This window comes from Halorubrum tibetense, from assembly GCF_042661865.1.
In the GTDB taxonomy this organism is placed as follows: Archaea; Halobacteriota; Halobacteria; order Halobacteriales; family Haloferacaceae; genus Halorubrum; species Halorubrum tibetense.
Window position 1 is genome coordinate 1 of record NZ_JBHSWW010000050.1, and the last position, 13,647, is coordinate 13,647.

The 13,647-nt window shown below is 67.5% G+C and carries 13 protein-coding genes; 5 read left to right on the forward strand and 8 right to left on the reverse strand.

Annotated elements, in window-relative coordinates:
• The coding region (locus ACFQEU_RS05490) for an MATE family efflux transporter (RefSeq protein ID WP_379780082.1) at positions 1–790 on the reverse strand (790 nt) is incomplete at its 3' end.
• Between the two features lie 171 nt (positions 791–961).
• Positions 962–1,618, reverse strand: a complete 657-nt coding sequence (locus tag ACFQEU_RS05495) for an NAD-dependent epimerase/dehydratase family protein (RefSeq protein ID WP_379780061.1) — start codon at positions 1,616–1,618, stop codon at positions 962–964.
• 151 nt (positions 1,619–1,769) lie between these two features.
• On the opposite strand from ACFQEU_RS05495, the gene ACFQEU_RS05500 reads away from it, so the two are divergent.
• Entirely contained in the window at positions 1,770–3,287 is a 1,518-nt protein-coding gene (locus ACFQEU_RS05500; RefSeq protein WP_379780064.1) for a M20/M25/M40 family metallo-hydrolase, read from the forward strand.
• A gap of 56 nt (positions 3,288–3,343) precedes the next feature.
• Here the strand turns inward: ACFQEU_RS05500 and ACFQEU_RS05505 are convergent, their stop codons facing one another.
• Positions 3,344–6,112: a heavy metal translocating P-type ATPase gene (locus ACFQEU_RS05505; RefSeq protein ID WP_379780066.1), complete on the reverse strand. Its 2,769-nt coding sequence runs from the start codon at positions 6,110–6,112 to the stop codon at positions 3,344–3,346.
• Positions 6,113–6,425: 313 nt separating this feature from the next.
• Here ACFQEU_RS05505 and ACFQEU_RS05510 point away from each other — a divergent pair, with 313 nt between their 5' ends.
• Together ACFQEU_RS05510 and ACFQEU_RS05515 are read left to right on the forward strand one after the other, a co-directional pair.
• Positions 6,426–6,620, forward strand: coding sequence for a cold-shock protein (locus tag ACFQEU_RS05510; RefSeq protein WP_095635894.1), 195 nt, complete (start codon positions 6,426–6,428; stop codon positions 6,618–6,620).
• A gap of 173 nt (positions 6,621–6,793) precedes the next feature.
• Positions 6,794–7,417: a hypothetical protein gene (locus ACFQEU_RS05515; RefSeq protein WP_379780068.1), complete on the forward strand. Its 624-nt coding sequence runs from the start codon at positions 6,794–6,796 to the stop codon at positions 7,415–7,417.
• 20 nt (positions 7,418–7,437) lie between these two features.
• Here the strand turns inward: ACFQEU_RS05515 and ACFQEU_RS05520 are convergent, their stop codons facing one another.
• Both ACFQEU_RS05520 and ACFQEU_RS05525 read right to left on the reverse strand, forming a co-directional pair.
• On the reverse strand, positions 7,438–8,403 hold the full coding sequence (locus tag ACFQEU_RS05520) for an oxidoreductase (protein WP_379780070.1): 966 nt from the start codon (positions 8,401–8,403) through the stop codon (positions 7,438–7,440).
• A gap of 108 nt (positions 8,404–8,511) precedes the next feature.
• Positions 8,512–8,898 carry a CopG family ribbon-helix-helix protein gene (locus ACFQEU_RS05525; protein WP_379780072.1) on the reverse strand — a complete coding sequence of 129 codons (387 nt, stop codon included), beginning with the start codon at positions 8,896–8,898 and terminating at the stop codon, positions 8,512–8,514.
• A 125-nt stretch (positions 8,899–9,023) separates the two neighbouring features.
• On the opposite strand from ACFQEU_RS05525, the gene ACFQEU_RS05530 reads away from it, so the two are divergent.
• A complete protein-coding gene (locus ACFQEU_RS05530; protein ID WP_379780074.1) occupies positions 9,024–9,851 on the forward strand; it encodes a sulfite exporter TauE/SafE family protein in 828 nt (275 codons plus the stop codon).
• Between the two features lie 637 nt (positions 9,852–10,488).
• On the opposite strand, the gene ACFQEU_RS05535 is transcribed toward ACFQEU_RS05530, so the two are convergent.
• The 3 genes from ACFQEU_RS05535 to ACFQEU_RS05545 all read right to left on the reverse strand — a co-directional run bounded on the left by ACFQEU_RS05535 (position 10,489) and on the right by ACFQEU_RS05545 (position 11,972).
• Positions 10,489–10,824, reverse strand: coding sequence for a rhodanese-like domain-containing protein (locus tag ACFQEU_RS05535; protein ID WP_379780075.1), 336 nt, complete (start codon positions 10,822–10,824; stop codon positions 10,489–10,491).
• A gap of 140 nt (positions 10,825–10,964) precedes the next feature.
• Entirely contained in the window at positions 10,965–11,465 is a 501-nt protein-coding gene (locus tag ACFQEU_RS05540) for a thiol-disulfide oxidoreductase DCC family protein (RefSeq protein WP_379780078.1), read from the reverse strand.
• 78 nt (positions 11,466–11,543) lie between these two features.
• The gene (locus ACFQEU_RS05545) at positions 11,544–11,972 is read right to left on the reverse strand and encodes a desampylase (RefSeq protein WP_379780084.1); all 429 of its coding nucleotides are present in this window, start codon (positions 11,970–11,972) and stop codon (positions 11,544–11,546) included.
• A gap of 170 nt (positions 11,973–12,142) precedes the next feature.
• Between ACFQEU_RS05545 and ACFQEU_RS05550 the strand changes: the two genes are divergently transcribed.
• On the forward strand, positions 12,143–13,647 hold a 1,505-nt coding region (locus tag ACFQEU_RS05550), incomplete at its 3' end, for a DNA topoisomerase VI subunit B (RefSeq protein ID WP_379780080.1).

Consider the following 13,647-nt stretch of genomic DNA (forward strand, 5'->3'; position numbering starts at 1 on the left):
CGAAGCGCGCGACGAGCGCGGCCATCGCGACCGCCGCGAACGACCGCGCCCACCCGTCGAGCGTCGCGGGGTAGCCGACGTCTATCAGCTTCCGTAACAGCATCGGGTTCGGCTTCAGATCACGGACGTACAGCTTCACACCCCAGTCACCCTTGAGCAGGATCCAGATCCCGATCGCGGTGGCGAACAGCCGGGCCAAAAGCGTCGCGACCGCGGCCCCCTGCGTCCCGAGCGCGGGGAAGGGCCCCCAGCCGAGGATGAAGAAGGGATCGATGACGATGTTGATCCCCGCCGAGATCGCCACCAGCCACATCGCGGTTTTCGTGTCGCCGGCTCCCTGTAGTGAAGACCGGAACGCGAAAAAGAGGAAGGTGAGCGGGAGGGTCAAGAAGATCACCTCGATGTACGCGAGCGCCTCGACGAACACCGCGTCGCGCGCGCCGATCCAGTACAACAGCCAGTGACGGGTCGCGAACCCGACGAGCGCGAGGACGACGGACACGACCGTCGCGAGCAACACGGTCTGGGCGACGACCTCGTCGGCACGGCGGTCATCGCCGGCACCGACGTACTGCGAGACGAGGGCGATCGTCGCCGCCGTGAGTCCCATCGCGGTCGAGACGAACAGCCACGACAGCGGGAACATGAGCGAGACGGCCGCGACCGCCTCCGTGCTCACCCGGCCGACCCAGAACATGTCCGCGAGGTTGTACAGCGTCTGGAGCAGGTTTCCGAGGACGAGCGGCCACGCGAGGCTGAACAGCCTCGGCGGTATCGCCCCCGTCGTCATGTCGACCCGCGCGTCGTCGTTGCCCACGGTCGGCTCCGTCAGCGTTGTAGGGTGGGACCCCCCTAACGCTTCGGGAGGCGGCGGCACGGGTTGGGAAGGAAGCGGCGAACGGAACGTGGGTGCGGGAGCTGCGACTGCCGAACGGGTCCCGACCACCGGCGAGGTCCGCTGCTACCGCCCCAGCGTCCGGATGTCGTCGACGTCGAGCAGCGACTCCCCGGGATCGAGCGCGGTCCGATACGCGGCCCGCGCGACCGTGTCGACGTGGAGTGGACGCGATTCGCCCAACCGGTCGGCCAGCGGGTCGACGGAGGCGATGAACCGTAACAGCGTGTTCACGGGCGTTGGGAAATGCGGCTGTTCGGGGCCGTACACCGGGCCGGGCCGGATCGTCACGTTGTCGACGTCGAGGTCGGCGATCGCGGTTTCCGCCCGGCGTTTCGCTGTCAGGTACGCGTTCCGGACGCCGGGCGGCTTCACCGAGGAGGAGCAGAAGACGAACGTGTCGACGCTCGCCCGCTCCGCCTCCAGCGCCGTGATGATCGCGCTGTCCCCGTTGACGCGCTCGAACGTCACCCCCGCGGTGGCCGACTCGGAGATGATCCCGACGGAGTGGACGACCGCGTCGACGCCGTCGAGCCGGCCGCGCCACGCGTCGGGTCGGAACAGGTCCGCGCTGGTCCACGAGACCTCGTCGGCCCACGGGGCGTCCGTCTCGGGACGCCCGCCCCGCGAAACGCTCCGGACCTCGTGGCCCTCGCGGACCGCGAGCCGGCAGATCGCCCGCCCGATGAACCCGCTACCGCCGACGACCAGGAGGGTATCCATGTGAACCGGTTCGAGCCGGGGTCACCTTGTCGTTTCGGTGAACGATCGGGTCGACTCCGCGTTCCCCGTCGGTCCGCGACACCGGGTCGCTTCGTCGTTCTGCTATGCCGCAACCACAAGGACGAGGAGGGTCGCCCGCGGCCTCGCGACCATGAGCCACGACCGCGCGATCAGCGACGTGATAGACGACCGGCTCGACGGGTACCGCGAGCGGCTGTTCGACCTGTTGGCCCAGCCGAGCGTCTCGACGACCGGGGAGGGGATGGACGCCGCCGCGGCTCTCGTGGTCGACACGGTCGAGGCTGCCGGGTTCCGGGCGACGCGGGTCGAAACGGACCGGCATCCGCTGGTGTACGCCGAGTTCGACCCCGCCGGGGCCGACGCTCGTGACGGGGCGGGACGGGAACCCGGAGCGGACGTGCCGACGGTACTGTTCTACGGCCATTACGACGTCCAGCCGCCCGGCGATCCCGACGAGTGGGACTCGCCCGCCTTCGAGCCGACCGTTCGCGACGGCGCGATATACGCCCGCGGTGCCGGCGACAACAAGGGACAGTTCATCGCACACGCGTTCGCCGTCGATGCCCTCCGCGCCGCGGACGCCGTGCCCGACGTCCGGGTGAAGCTCCTGATCGAGGGCGGGGAGGAGAGCGGGAGCGCCGGATTCCGGGCGTATCTCCGCGACGACCCGGACGTACTCGCCGATGTCGACCTCGTGTACGTCGCCGACGGCCCGCGACACGCGGTTGCCCGGCCCGTTCTCGACGGCGACGAAGCGAGTACGGGCGACTCCGGGGCGATGGGGGACAACTCCGGGACGACGGGGGACGACTCCGGGGCCGGCAGACGGGGCGTCCCGACGCTCATCTACGGTAACCGCGGCGTGCTCGCGTTCGAGGTCGAATGCCGAACGGCGAACACGGACCTCCACTCGGGCAACTTCGGGGGGCCGGTTCCGGCGGCGACGAACGAGCTCGTCGCGGGGCTCTCGTCGATGCGGGCCGATGGAACCGACGAGATCACCGTTGACGGCTTTCACGACGGGATCGAGGTAACCGACGGCGACCGCGAGCTGGTGGCCGCGATCCCCGACGATGGCGACGAGATCCGCGAGGAGCTCGGCCTCTCGCGGCTCGCCGGCGAGGTACCGTACTACGAGCAGCTGCTCACGCGCCCGACCATGACGATAAACGGGCTTTCCGGGGGATACCAAGGCGAGGGGATGAAAACGGTTCTGCCGAACGAGGCGTCCGCGAAGCTCGACTGTCGGTTGGTTCCGAACCAGGTCCCGGACGCGGTGTTCGAGGCGATCCGTGACCACCTGTTGGCAGTGAACCCGGAGTTGACGGTCACGAAGCGGAGCACGTTCCCGCCCGTGAAAACGCCGGTCGACGCCCCCGAAGCGACGGTCGTTGCGGACGCGCTCGAGTCCGTCTGGGGAGCGTCACCGATCGAGCTGCCGGTGCTCGGCGGGAGCCTTCCGGCCGCCTACTTCCGAACGTTGGACGCGCTCTCCGACGTCCCGATACTGGTCGTCCCGTACGCCAACCACGACCAAGGGAACCACTCGCCGAACGAGCATCTGGACCTGGACTGTTTCGAGAACGGGATCCGGACGACCGCGGCGGTCCTCCGGGGGCTCGAAGGCCCGACGGCGACGCGGGAGTGACGGCTCGAAGGCCCGACGGCGACGCGGGAGTGACGACCCTCGGCTGATCGCCGTTCTCACCCGAACAGCCGGTAGAACGGCCGTGCGAGCAGGAAGTGGTAATCAGAATCGGGAGTCCAGCGGCGGAACGCGAGACTGTTCGTCATCACCGACACCGAGGAGCCGGCCATCGCGAACCCGGCGAGCGCCGGGTTCAACAGCCCGAGCGACGCGACCGGGATCAGCGTCGCGTTGTATGCGAACGCCCAGAACAGGTTCTGTCGTACCTTCGTGATCGTCGCCTCCGAGATCCGGAGCGCCTTCAACACGTCCCGCGGGTCGTCACGCATCAGCGTCACGTCCGCGGACTCGATCGCCACGTCCGTCCCCGAGCCGATGGCGATCCCGACGTGCGCGGTCGTGAGCGCGGGCGCATCGTTGACGCCGTCGCCCACCATCACCGCGCGGCTTCCGTCCGCCTGGATCGCGTCGATCGCGTCCGCCTTGTCTTCGGGGAGGACCTCTGCGCGCACCCGGTCCGGATCGATCCCGACCTGCTCGGCCACGGCGCGGGCAGTCCGCTCGTTGTCCCCGGTGAGCATCGACACCCGAATACCTCGGTCGCGGAGCTCCTGGACGGTCTCGCGGGCGCTCTCGCGGACGGTGTCCGCGGTCGCGAGCACGCCGACCAGCTCGCCGTCGACGGCGACGAGCATCGCGGTCTTCCCCTCGCGTTCGAGCCGTTCCATCGTCGCCTCCGCGGACGCGAGGTCGATGCCGTGTTCCCGGAGCAGCGCCCGGTTTCCGACGAGCACCTCGCCGACGGGCATCGTCGCCTCGATCCCGTGGCCGGGGACGTTCTCGAACGCGTCGGGGTCCTCGATCGAGATTCCACGCTCACGGGCCCCCTCCACGATCGCTCGGCCGAGCGGGTGTTCGCTGCCGGACTCGGCGGCCGCGGCCGCCCGGAGGAGTCGCGCTTCGGCGTCCGTAACCGGTTCCGTGACGGGGTCGTCAGCCATCGGATCGTCGGCCGTCGGATCGTCGATCGCGGGGTCGTCGACCGCCGGGTCGTCATGGTCTCCGACGGCGACGCCGCCGTCGGGGGTCGCGTCCGGAGCCTCCGATCCCATCGTTCGATCGGGAACCGGCTCGCCGTCATCGAACGGGACCACGTCCGTCAGCGCCATCTCGCCGTGGGTGAGCGTGCCGGTCTTGTCGAACACGACGACGTCGACGTCGCGGACGCGCTCCAGGATATCACCGCCCTTGAACAGGACGCCGTTGGTCGCGGCGATGGTCGAACCGACCATCGTCGCCGCCGGGGTGGCCAACCCCAGCGCGCAGGGACACGCGATGAGCACCGCGGAGGCGAACACCACCATCGAGAACTCCAGGACGCTCACGCCGCCGGCGACCGGGCCGCCGCCGACCGGCGTCCACAGCGGGAGCCAGTTCACGAACGCGGCGAGCGTCTCGGGGAACAGCGCCCACACGGCCGCCCACAACAGCGCGTTGGCGATGACGACCGGAACGAACACGCCCGATACCCTGTCGACGAGTCGCTGGATGTCCGGCTGGCGCGACTGCGCCTCGCGAACCCGCTCGACGATCTGCTGGATCGCGGTGTCCTTCCCGACCTTCGTCGCCTCGACGACGAGCACGCCGTTCTCGTTGACGGTCGCGCCAACCACCTCGTCGCCCGGTCCCTTCTCGACCGGGACCGATTCGCCGGTGAGCATCGACTCGTCGACTGCGCTCTCGCCGTCGATCACGACGCCGTCGGTGGGAACCTTCTCCCCCGGTCGTATCTTCATCGTGTCGCCGACCCGGATCTCGTCGGCGGAAACCGTTCGCTCGGTGCCGTCGTCGTCGACGAGTGTGGCTTCGTCGGCGCTCATCCGGAGGAGCTCGCGGAGCGCGTCGCTCGCGCGGGCCTTCGAGCGCGCCTCCAACCAGTTGCCGACGGTGATGAACCAGAGGATGAACGCGACCGCCTCGAAGTAGAAGTCCCCGACGAGGGGGTAGCCGACGAGCGGGCCGAGGAGGACGGCCGTGCTGAACAGATAGCCGGCGGAGGTGCCGATCGCCACCAGCGTGTCCATGTTGACGTCGCGGGCGTTCGACCACGCGCGCCACGCACCGGCGAGGAACTCCTTTCCGAGCGTCCCCATCAGCACCGTCGCGACCGCGAACTCGATCCACCCCATCTCGACGCCGGCGAGCGACTCGGGGACCCCGTACAGCCCGAACATCCCGCCCATCAGGTACCAGAACGGAACGGTGAGGACGCCGCCGCCGATGACGAGGCGTCGCTGGCGGGCGAGCTCCCGTTCCGCCGCGCTTTGCCGGGCGTCGTCGCCCGTTCGGCCACCACCGGCGTGGTCGCCGGCACGCGTCCCGTCGGCCCCGTCACTTACACTCGCCTCCCGAACCGGATCGAAGCCGGCGTCGTCGATCGCGTCGTACACGGCAGCGAGGTCCGTGTCGACCGGGTTGTACTCCACCCGCGCCTCGTCGGTGGCGGCGTTGACGTCGACGTCGATGACGCCGTGGACCCCGCCGATCGCGTCCTCGTTGGTCGCGGCACAGGTCGAACAGGACATCCCGCCGATCCCGACCGTCGCGGTCTCGGAGACCGGGTCGTACCCCGCGTCACGCACGGCGTCGTACACCGCCGCGAGCGCGACGCGATCGGAGTCGTACTCCACGGTTCCCTCGTCGGTCGCGAAGTTGACCGACGCCGTCTCGACACCGTCGAGGGATTCGAGGGCTTCCGTGACCGTGCCCGAACAGGTCGAGCAGGACATCCCACCGATCTCGAGGTGTGCGGTGCGGGTGCTCATTATGTATGTTCTACGGGCCCCCTACTCATGCGGATTGTGGTTACGATACCTCTGCTTTTCACCCACTGGGACTTTCAAATCTGAAGCGTCGATCCGTCCAAACCTCGGTGCTACACGGTGGTCGACAGGGGCCCGAATACGACCGTCGTCTCGACGGGTTCGCCGGCAACACTCGGCGAGGGTTCGGGTTCACGTTCGATTTCTCGAATAATGACAGTAGAACGTGTGTAAGCACGATATTCGTGGCTTTCCGAAGCCACTCGTGGCCGTACACACAACACTTATGTCCCGGTTACGCGTTTGTGCAGGTGCGATGGCGACAGGCAAGGTCGACTTCTTCAACGACACTGGCGGTTACGGATTCATCGAGACTGACGACGCTGACGAGGACGTGTTCTTCCACATGGAAGACGTCGGCGGCCCGGACCTCGAGGAAGGCCAAGAGGTAGAGTTCGAGATCGAGGAAGCGGACAAGGGTCCGCGCGCGAAGAACCTCACTCGGCTGTAATCGGCGATCCCGACCGCACGAACAGTTCTCGAACCGTGTCCTGCGTATTATTGCCCGCGTAGCGACTGCCCAATCGATACCGGTGCGATCCGAGTGTCACACCCGCTCGAGCGGCTCCACCGATCGAAGCGGTCCATCGCCGCCGTTTTTTCCGTGCCGACCGATCGACCGGTATGACCGAGGATCCACCCGCTGAACGATCGGCCGACCGCTCGGCCGACCGCTCGGCCGACGCGCCGCCAGTCGATCAGCCGGCCGACCGCCCGGGCGATCCCGAATCCTTTGTCGCCGAGAACCTCGACCGCTACGCGTCGACACAGGGCGTCCTGCCCGAGCGCTTGGAGTCGATCGGCGAAACGTACCGCGAGCAGGGCTGCCTCTCCCGGGAGCAGCTGTACGACATCGCGTACGAGTCGTCGACGCGGAGCGCATACCACGTGCGAAACAACCCCGAAGAGCGGTGTCGGGAGGTGACGCGGAACGTTCTCACGGTCGAGGGAGACTTCTCGAAGATCCAGCTCATTGCCGGCCTGCGTGGGTTCAAAGCGCCGACCGCTTCGTGTGTGCTGGCCGCACTCGACGGCGACCGACACGCGGTCGTCGACACCCGCGTGTGGGCGTCGTTAGAGCGGATCGGGTACCTCGACGGCCGTAAAGAGTCGTTCGACGCCGCGGACTACGTCGCGATGATCGAGCCGATCCGCGCGCTCGCGGCGGAGACCGGATACCGCCCCGTTACGGTCGGCTACGCGCTGTTCGCCTACGACGCCCACGTGCGGGAAGGAACCCTCCATTGAGGGCAGGGCAGACGCCGAGTTCACCCCTCGAACGGGAACTCGACGCCCGTCGCCTCCTCGGAGTACTCCCAGAGTCGACGGGCGTCCACGCGGTCGTAGGAGGCGTCGTTCGAGCGTCCCACCACCGGGTGGCCGCGCATGTTCATGAGGCCGCCGGGTTCGACGTACGCGCCGCCGCTCACGTCCGCCGTCGCGGCGTACAACATCGGCTCCGCGCCGGTCGCGGCGTCCTGTCCCAACACGGCGTTGGCGACGCGCATCCCGGCTTTCAACAGTGGGTTCCCGCTTGCCTCGCCGGTCCTGATCTGGAGGTTCGTGTCGGTGTATCCGGGGTGACAGGCGACGCTCCGGATGGCGGGTGACCCGTCGTCCGGCGTGGCTGTCTCGACCCGTCGCTGGAGCTCGTAGGCGAACAGCAGGTTCGCGAGCTTGCTCCGGCCGTACGCCTTCCACTTGCCGTACGACTCCTCCCAGTTGAGGTCCGAGAAGTCCATCTCGCCCGTCTCGTGTGCGCCCGACGACTGGGTCACCACTCTCGCTTCGGCCTCGTCTCCGATCCCCTCCGAGGCGGTCAACAGGGGGAACAACCGCCCCGTGAGTGCGAAGTGACCGAGATGGTTCACCCCGAGCTGCGTCTCGAAGCCGTCCTCGGTCTCACGTCTGGGGATCGCCATCACGCCGGCGTTGTTACACAGGATATCGACCGCGTCGTAGTCGGCGACCATCCCGTCGGCGAACTCGCGGACGGACGCGAGCGAGGCCAGGTCGCACTCGCGAACGTCGAGCGCGAGCTCGCCCGGTGTCGTCTCGCGGAGCTCCGTGGCGGCGTCTTCCCCGCGCTCGACGCTCCGGCAGGCCATCACGACGGTCGCGCCCCGTCTGGCGAACTCGCGGGTCCCCTCGAAGCCGAGCCCGCTGTTCGCGCCGGTCACCACGACCGTCATCCCGTCCAGCCGCGGCATCTCCGCGGCAGTCCAATCGCTCATACCTGAACGGAGGGACGCACCGGGGAGAAACCTGTCGGCGATCCGGGCCGAACGGACCCTTCGGGACGCTCCGTGAGCCGATCGGCCGTACCCGCACTGCTGGCCGAGTCAGGAACGGAGAAAGAGGACCGTCACCCGTCCTACGGCGTCGAAGTCGCGAAGCCGATACACGAGCTCGCGGACCCGAGCCGCCTCGCCGCGACAGAACACCGTCTCCAGACACCAGTCCCCCTCGTGCGTGTGGCTCGTGGTCGTGATGACGTCCTGGAAGTCGTGTTGGACGCCGTGGAGCTCGCGGATCACGTCCTCGTGTCGATAATCGAACGCAAGCGTGGCGGTGACATCCCCCGACACCGCTTCCAGTTGGGTGTGTGACTCGATATACTCCTGCATCGCTTCTCGTACCGCCCGCGAGCGGGACTCGAACCCTTCCGCCTGCCACGTCCGATCGAACTCGTCGAGCACGTCGTCAGGAATGTTGAAGCTGGTACGCATCAGTCTACGGTAGTACTCGCAGGGAGACAGAATGGGTGCTGTGGTTTCCCACCGTATCGACGTATTACGATCCCCCTGGATCGGTGCTAACAGGGTCTTTATACCGGCTCGACGGAGGGTCCGGTATGGATCTCGGTCTCGTCGTCGGCGTGGTCGCGATCGGGCTTATTCACGGGGTGCTCCCGGACCACGGGTGGCCGATCGCCGCGACCTACGGATTGGGCCGTTCGCGGACGTTGCTGTACGGGGCCATCGCAGCGCTCGTTCTCGGCGTCGGACATCTCGTCAGCAGCGTCGCACTCGTGGTGGCGTACTTCTGGTTCAGCCGCTTCGCGGAGTTCGCCGAAGGTCCGTGGATGCGGTATCTCGCGGGGACCATGCTTATTCTGCTGGGGATCCACGAATATCGGAGCAGTGGGCACGGAACGGGGCACAACCACGCCCACGAGTCCGATCACGATCACAGTCACGCCCACGAGTCCGATCACGATCATACGCAGACTCACGCGCACGAGTCCGACCACGCGCACAACGCTGACCACGGCTCCGAGCGCGCGCACCGCTCCGAGCACGGCCATTCCGGTGAAGCCCCGCCACGTGGACCGTTAACCCGGATCCGAAACCGACTGTTCGGCGGTGGTCACCGCCATCTCCGTGAATCGGACGCCGATCGGGGGTTGCTGGCGCTCGGGTGGACGGCGCTCCTTCTGGGGTTCGCTCACGAGGAGCCGGTCCAGATCCTCGCGATCTGCGCCGGGACCGCCTTCTGTTTGGAGCTGATGCTCGTGTACTCCCTCGCGGTCATCGTCGCGATCCTCGTTCCGACGCTGCTGCTGATCGCGGGGTACGAACGTCACCGGGAGACGGTCGAACGGTACACGCCGTATCTGCCGTTGTTGACCGCTACGGTGCTCGTGGCGATGGGTCTCGCGTTCATCCTCGGCGTGTTCTGAGGAACGCCTTTTATACCCTCTCGTTGCTGGGAGATCTCTTGACTCCCGGATCGGACCGGCTCGCGACGGTCGACGGGTTCAGCTAAGAGGCCGGACCAGTGGCCGTGGCTCCGCCGTATCGGCTGACGACGGCGGATCGCACGGGTATGGGATACACCAGCCAAGAAGGGGATTGATAAGCGAACAGCTGAGAGCAGTAGGGGATTTATAAGGGATCGACGGCGGCGACAGTGAGGGCTCCACCGGATCGGCGATGAGACCTGCTCTCCCTCGTCCCGCACAGCGACTACCGGACGGCAGTCACGCGAGTTCACCGCGGGAGCGAACGGGACCGCACCTCACGCCTCCCCAGCCTCGTCGCGGTCGCCCGTCGCTTCGCTCCGGGACGACCGCAACTCCAGCGAGGGACCGGAAGTCCCTCTTGGCAGTCGGGGCTCGCCCGACGACCTCGCGGGCGCGCCACCACAGCATCCCTCACCTCCCGTATATCTCTCACACGTGACCGGTACCCCCGCCGAGAGCGGTTCGTATCCGACCCGTCGAGCGGTGTGATGAACACACGGTCGCTCGCGAACGGTTCGGCGAGCACTTATATACGGCCCGTCGGGCAATAGGGACGGCCACGCGATGATCCGCCTCAGGCGTCGGGTTCCGTCCCGGTTTCCAGTTCGAACTCCCACTCCTCGTAGCCGCCGGCCATGCTCGCGACGAGGACGTCGTCGTCGACGGCCTCGTAGCTGCTGATGAGCATCGCCGCCTGTTTGGATGACTGACCGATCGGACACGCACAGACCACGTCGGTGTCGTCCCACTCCATCCGGGGGACCTCGGACGGGAGCTCCCCCAGCGGGACGTTGATCGCGCCGGGAATGTGGCCCCGTTCGAACTGCGCCGGCGGCCGGGTGTCGATCACGCGGACGTCCCCGTCCGAAACGCGTTCGTTGACTTCCGCCGGCGTCACTTCCTCGACCACGTCAGCGACCCTCCGTTCGGACGCGCGTTCGAGCGTGCATACCCACCGATACCGACGTGTGGGACTAACCCTTTTCGCGATCGGTCGCGGCGCGGCATCTACGGGCGAGCCCGGCTCGATCGGATCCGCACCGGAGGCGATCAGGAGAGGAACCGGTCGCTGACGTCCTCGTCGGGGATCATGCACTGGTCCTTGCGGCCGAACCAGTCGTACCGGTTGCTCGCGACTACGTCGTACAGTCGGTCGCGGAGGAACTTCGGCACGATCCGACCGAGGGTTCCGGCTCGATACGGCCAACCCAGCAGCTCCGCGATCCGGATCGCCGCGCTCGATTTGGTGTAGGTCCGGCCCCCGTCGACGAGGACGAACGAGTCGAACCCCTCGGTCGGGAAACCGTGGTGTTCCAACAACGTCTGCCCGACCGGGGACTGCAGCGAGGCGAACCTGAGTCGCCCCGTCCGATCCCGCGGTATCAGGAAGGAGACGACGCCGTTACAGAGGTTACACACGCCGTCGAACAACACGATGGGGTGGTCCGTCGGGATCTCCTCGAGGGTGACGGGGTCGCCGTCCGCTGGCGGACCGTCGGCTCCCTCGTTCGGTTCGGGGTTCGCCTCGGGGTCCGTACGCTCGGGTGTCATCGGGTCCGGTCCCCCCTACGGCCTCGGGGGGCATTTACCCGGCGGTTACCGTCGGCCCCGACCTGACTCGGGCCGTGCCTACTCCTCGTCGCGCACCCCGACCGTCTCCTGTTCGAACCGACGATCCTCCCCAGTCCATCGCCAGGAGCCGACGAACGGGAACCCATCCAGCGCGCAGATCACGTAGGAGTAGCCGGGCCACGTCGCGCGCCCGATGTCGATGTCGCTTGGCGACGGCGGTCCCGCGGGGTGTGAGTGATAGAACCCAACCACGTCGAGTCCGTTTCCCTCGGCCGCTTCGATGGCTTCCAGCTGGGCCTCCGGGTCGATCCGGTACCGGGTTTTCGGCCGCTCGGCGACGTTCTCGGTTTCGTACGTCCGGGTGACCACGCTCGGATCCCCGTCAGTGCCACGGTGTCCGACCAACACTCCACAGACCTCCGCTGGATCCCCCTCGCGGGCATGCGCCACGACGGCGTCGTACGTCGCCCGGGTGAACTCGATCACGGTCGACGGAACGCGTCCCACTGATAAGTGTCTCCCGCCCGCCGTGGGATCCACCGAGTCGCTGATGTGACGGCGGAATCTCTGGCAACACAGCGGTCGGAATCCGCTGCTCCACTTTCGCTACGCTGCCGGTTCGTTTTTATCCCCGTCGCTGGAAGGTAGCCTACCGAATGACGTCCTTCCAGTCGAGCCTCGGCGAGGACGAGGGGATCGCGGAGGAGCTGGCCGAGAGCCAGCGCGAGATCTCCATCGCCGAGTTCTTCGAGAAGAACAAACACATGCTCGGGTTCGACTCGGGTGCCCGAGGGCTCGTCACCGCCGTCAAGGAGGCGGTCGACAACGCTCTCGACGCGACCGAGGAGGCGGGGATTCTCCCCGACATCTACGTCGAGATCACGGAGGTCGGCGACTACTACCGTCTCGTGATCGAGGACAACGGACCCGGTATCACGAAAGAACAGCTCCCGAAGGTGTTCGGGAAGCTGCTGTACGGCTCGCGGTTCCACAAACGCGAGCAGAACCGCGGGCAGCAGGGGATCGGGATCTCCGCGGCGGTCCTCTACTCCCAGCTCACCTCCGGCCAGCCGGCGAAGATCACGTCCCGGCCGAAGGGGCAGTCCGACGCGCAGTACTTCGAGCTGATCATCGATACGGACACGAACGAGCCGGAGATCAGCGTCGACGAGACCACCTCTTGGGACCGCCCACACGGCACCCGGATCGAACTGGAGATGGAGGCGAACATGCGCGCCCGCCAACAGCTCCACGATTACATCAAACACACCGCCGTCGTCAACCCCCACGCCCGGATCGAGCTGCGCGAACCGGGACTCGACGAGCCGTGGAAGTTCGAGCGTGCGACGGATGAGCTGCCCGCCGAGACCTCCGAGATCCGGCCGCACCCGCACGGCGTCGAGCTCGGCGCATTGATCAAGATGCTGGAGGCGACGGAGTCGTACTCCCTTTCGGGGTTCCTCCAAGAGGAGTTCACGCGGGTCGGCAAGAAAACCGCCGACAGCGTCATCGACGCGTTCCGTGACCGGTACTACGGCCGGGAGCTCGCCTGGTCGCCACCTTCCGCGCGGTCGACACTCGCGGACAGCGCGGCGGCCGCTGACGACGTCGAGACCGCCATCGAGGCGGCGGTCGCCAACAAGGGCGCGGCGGCGACCGCCGCGTTCGCCGAGGGCGTCGCGGAGACGGTGGGGAACCACGACCACCTGACGCGCTCCGAGCTGGTTCGGATCGTCGGCAACGTCGCCGACGGCGTCGAGGACGACACCGGCCGCACGTTCGGATCGACGGTCCGCGAGAACGCGGTCGACGCCGCGTGGGGTGCGATACTCGGCGTCGACGGCGCGACTGACACCGACCGTGAGGGCCGGGACGGGGACTCGGACGGCGAAGACGGCGTAGAAGAGTCCGACTCGGTGTTCGTCACCGACCTGTACGCCCTCGTCGACGAGGCGACCTCCACGCGCAAGGACGACGAGACGGTTCGGGCGATGGCCGAGGCGCTCGCGCGTCGAGTCGCGGACCTCGACGGTACCGCCTGCCGGATCACTCGCGACGACCTCGAGCGGCTCGTCGCCGATGCCGCCGCGTTCGTGGCCGAGCAACACGACGCTACGTTCGGCGAGACGGCTCGGGAGAACGTCGTCGAGGCGGTGTGGGC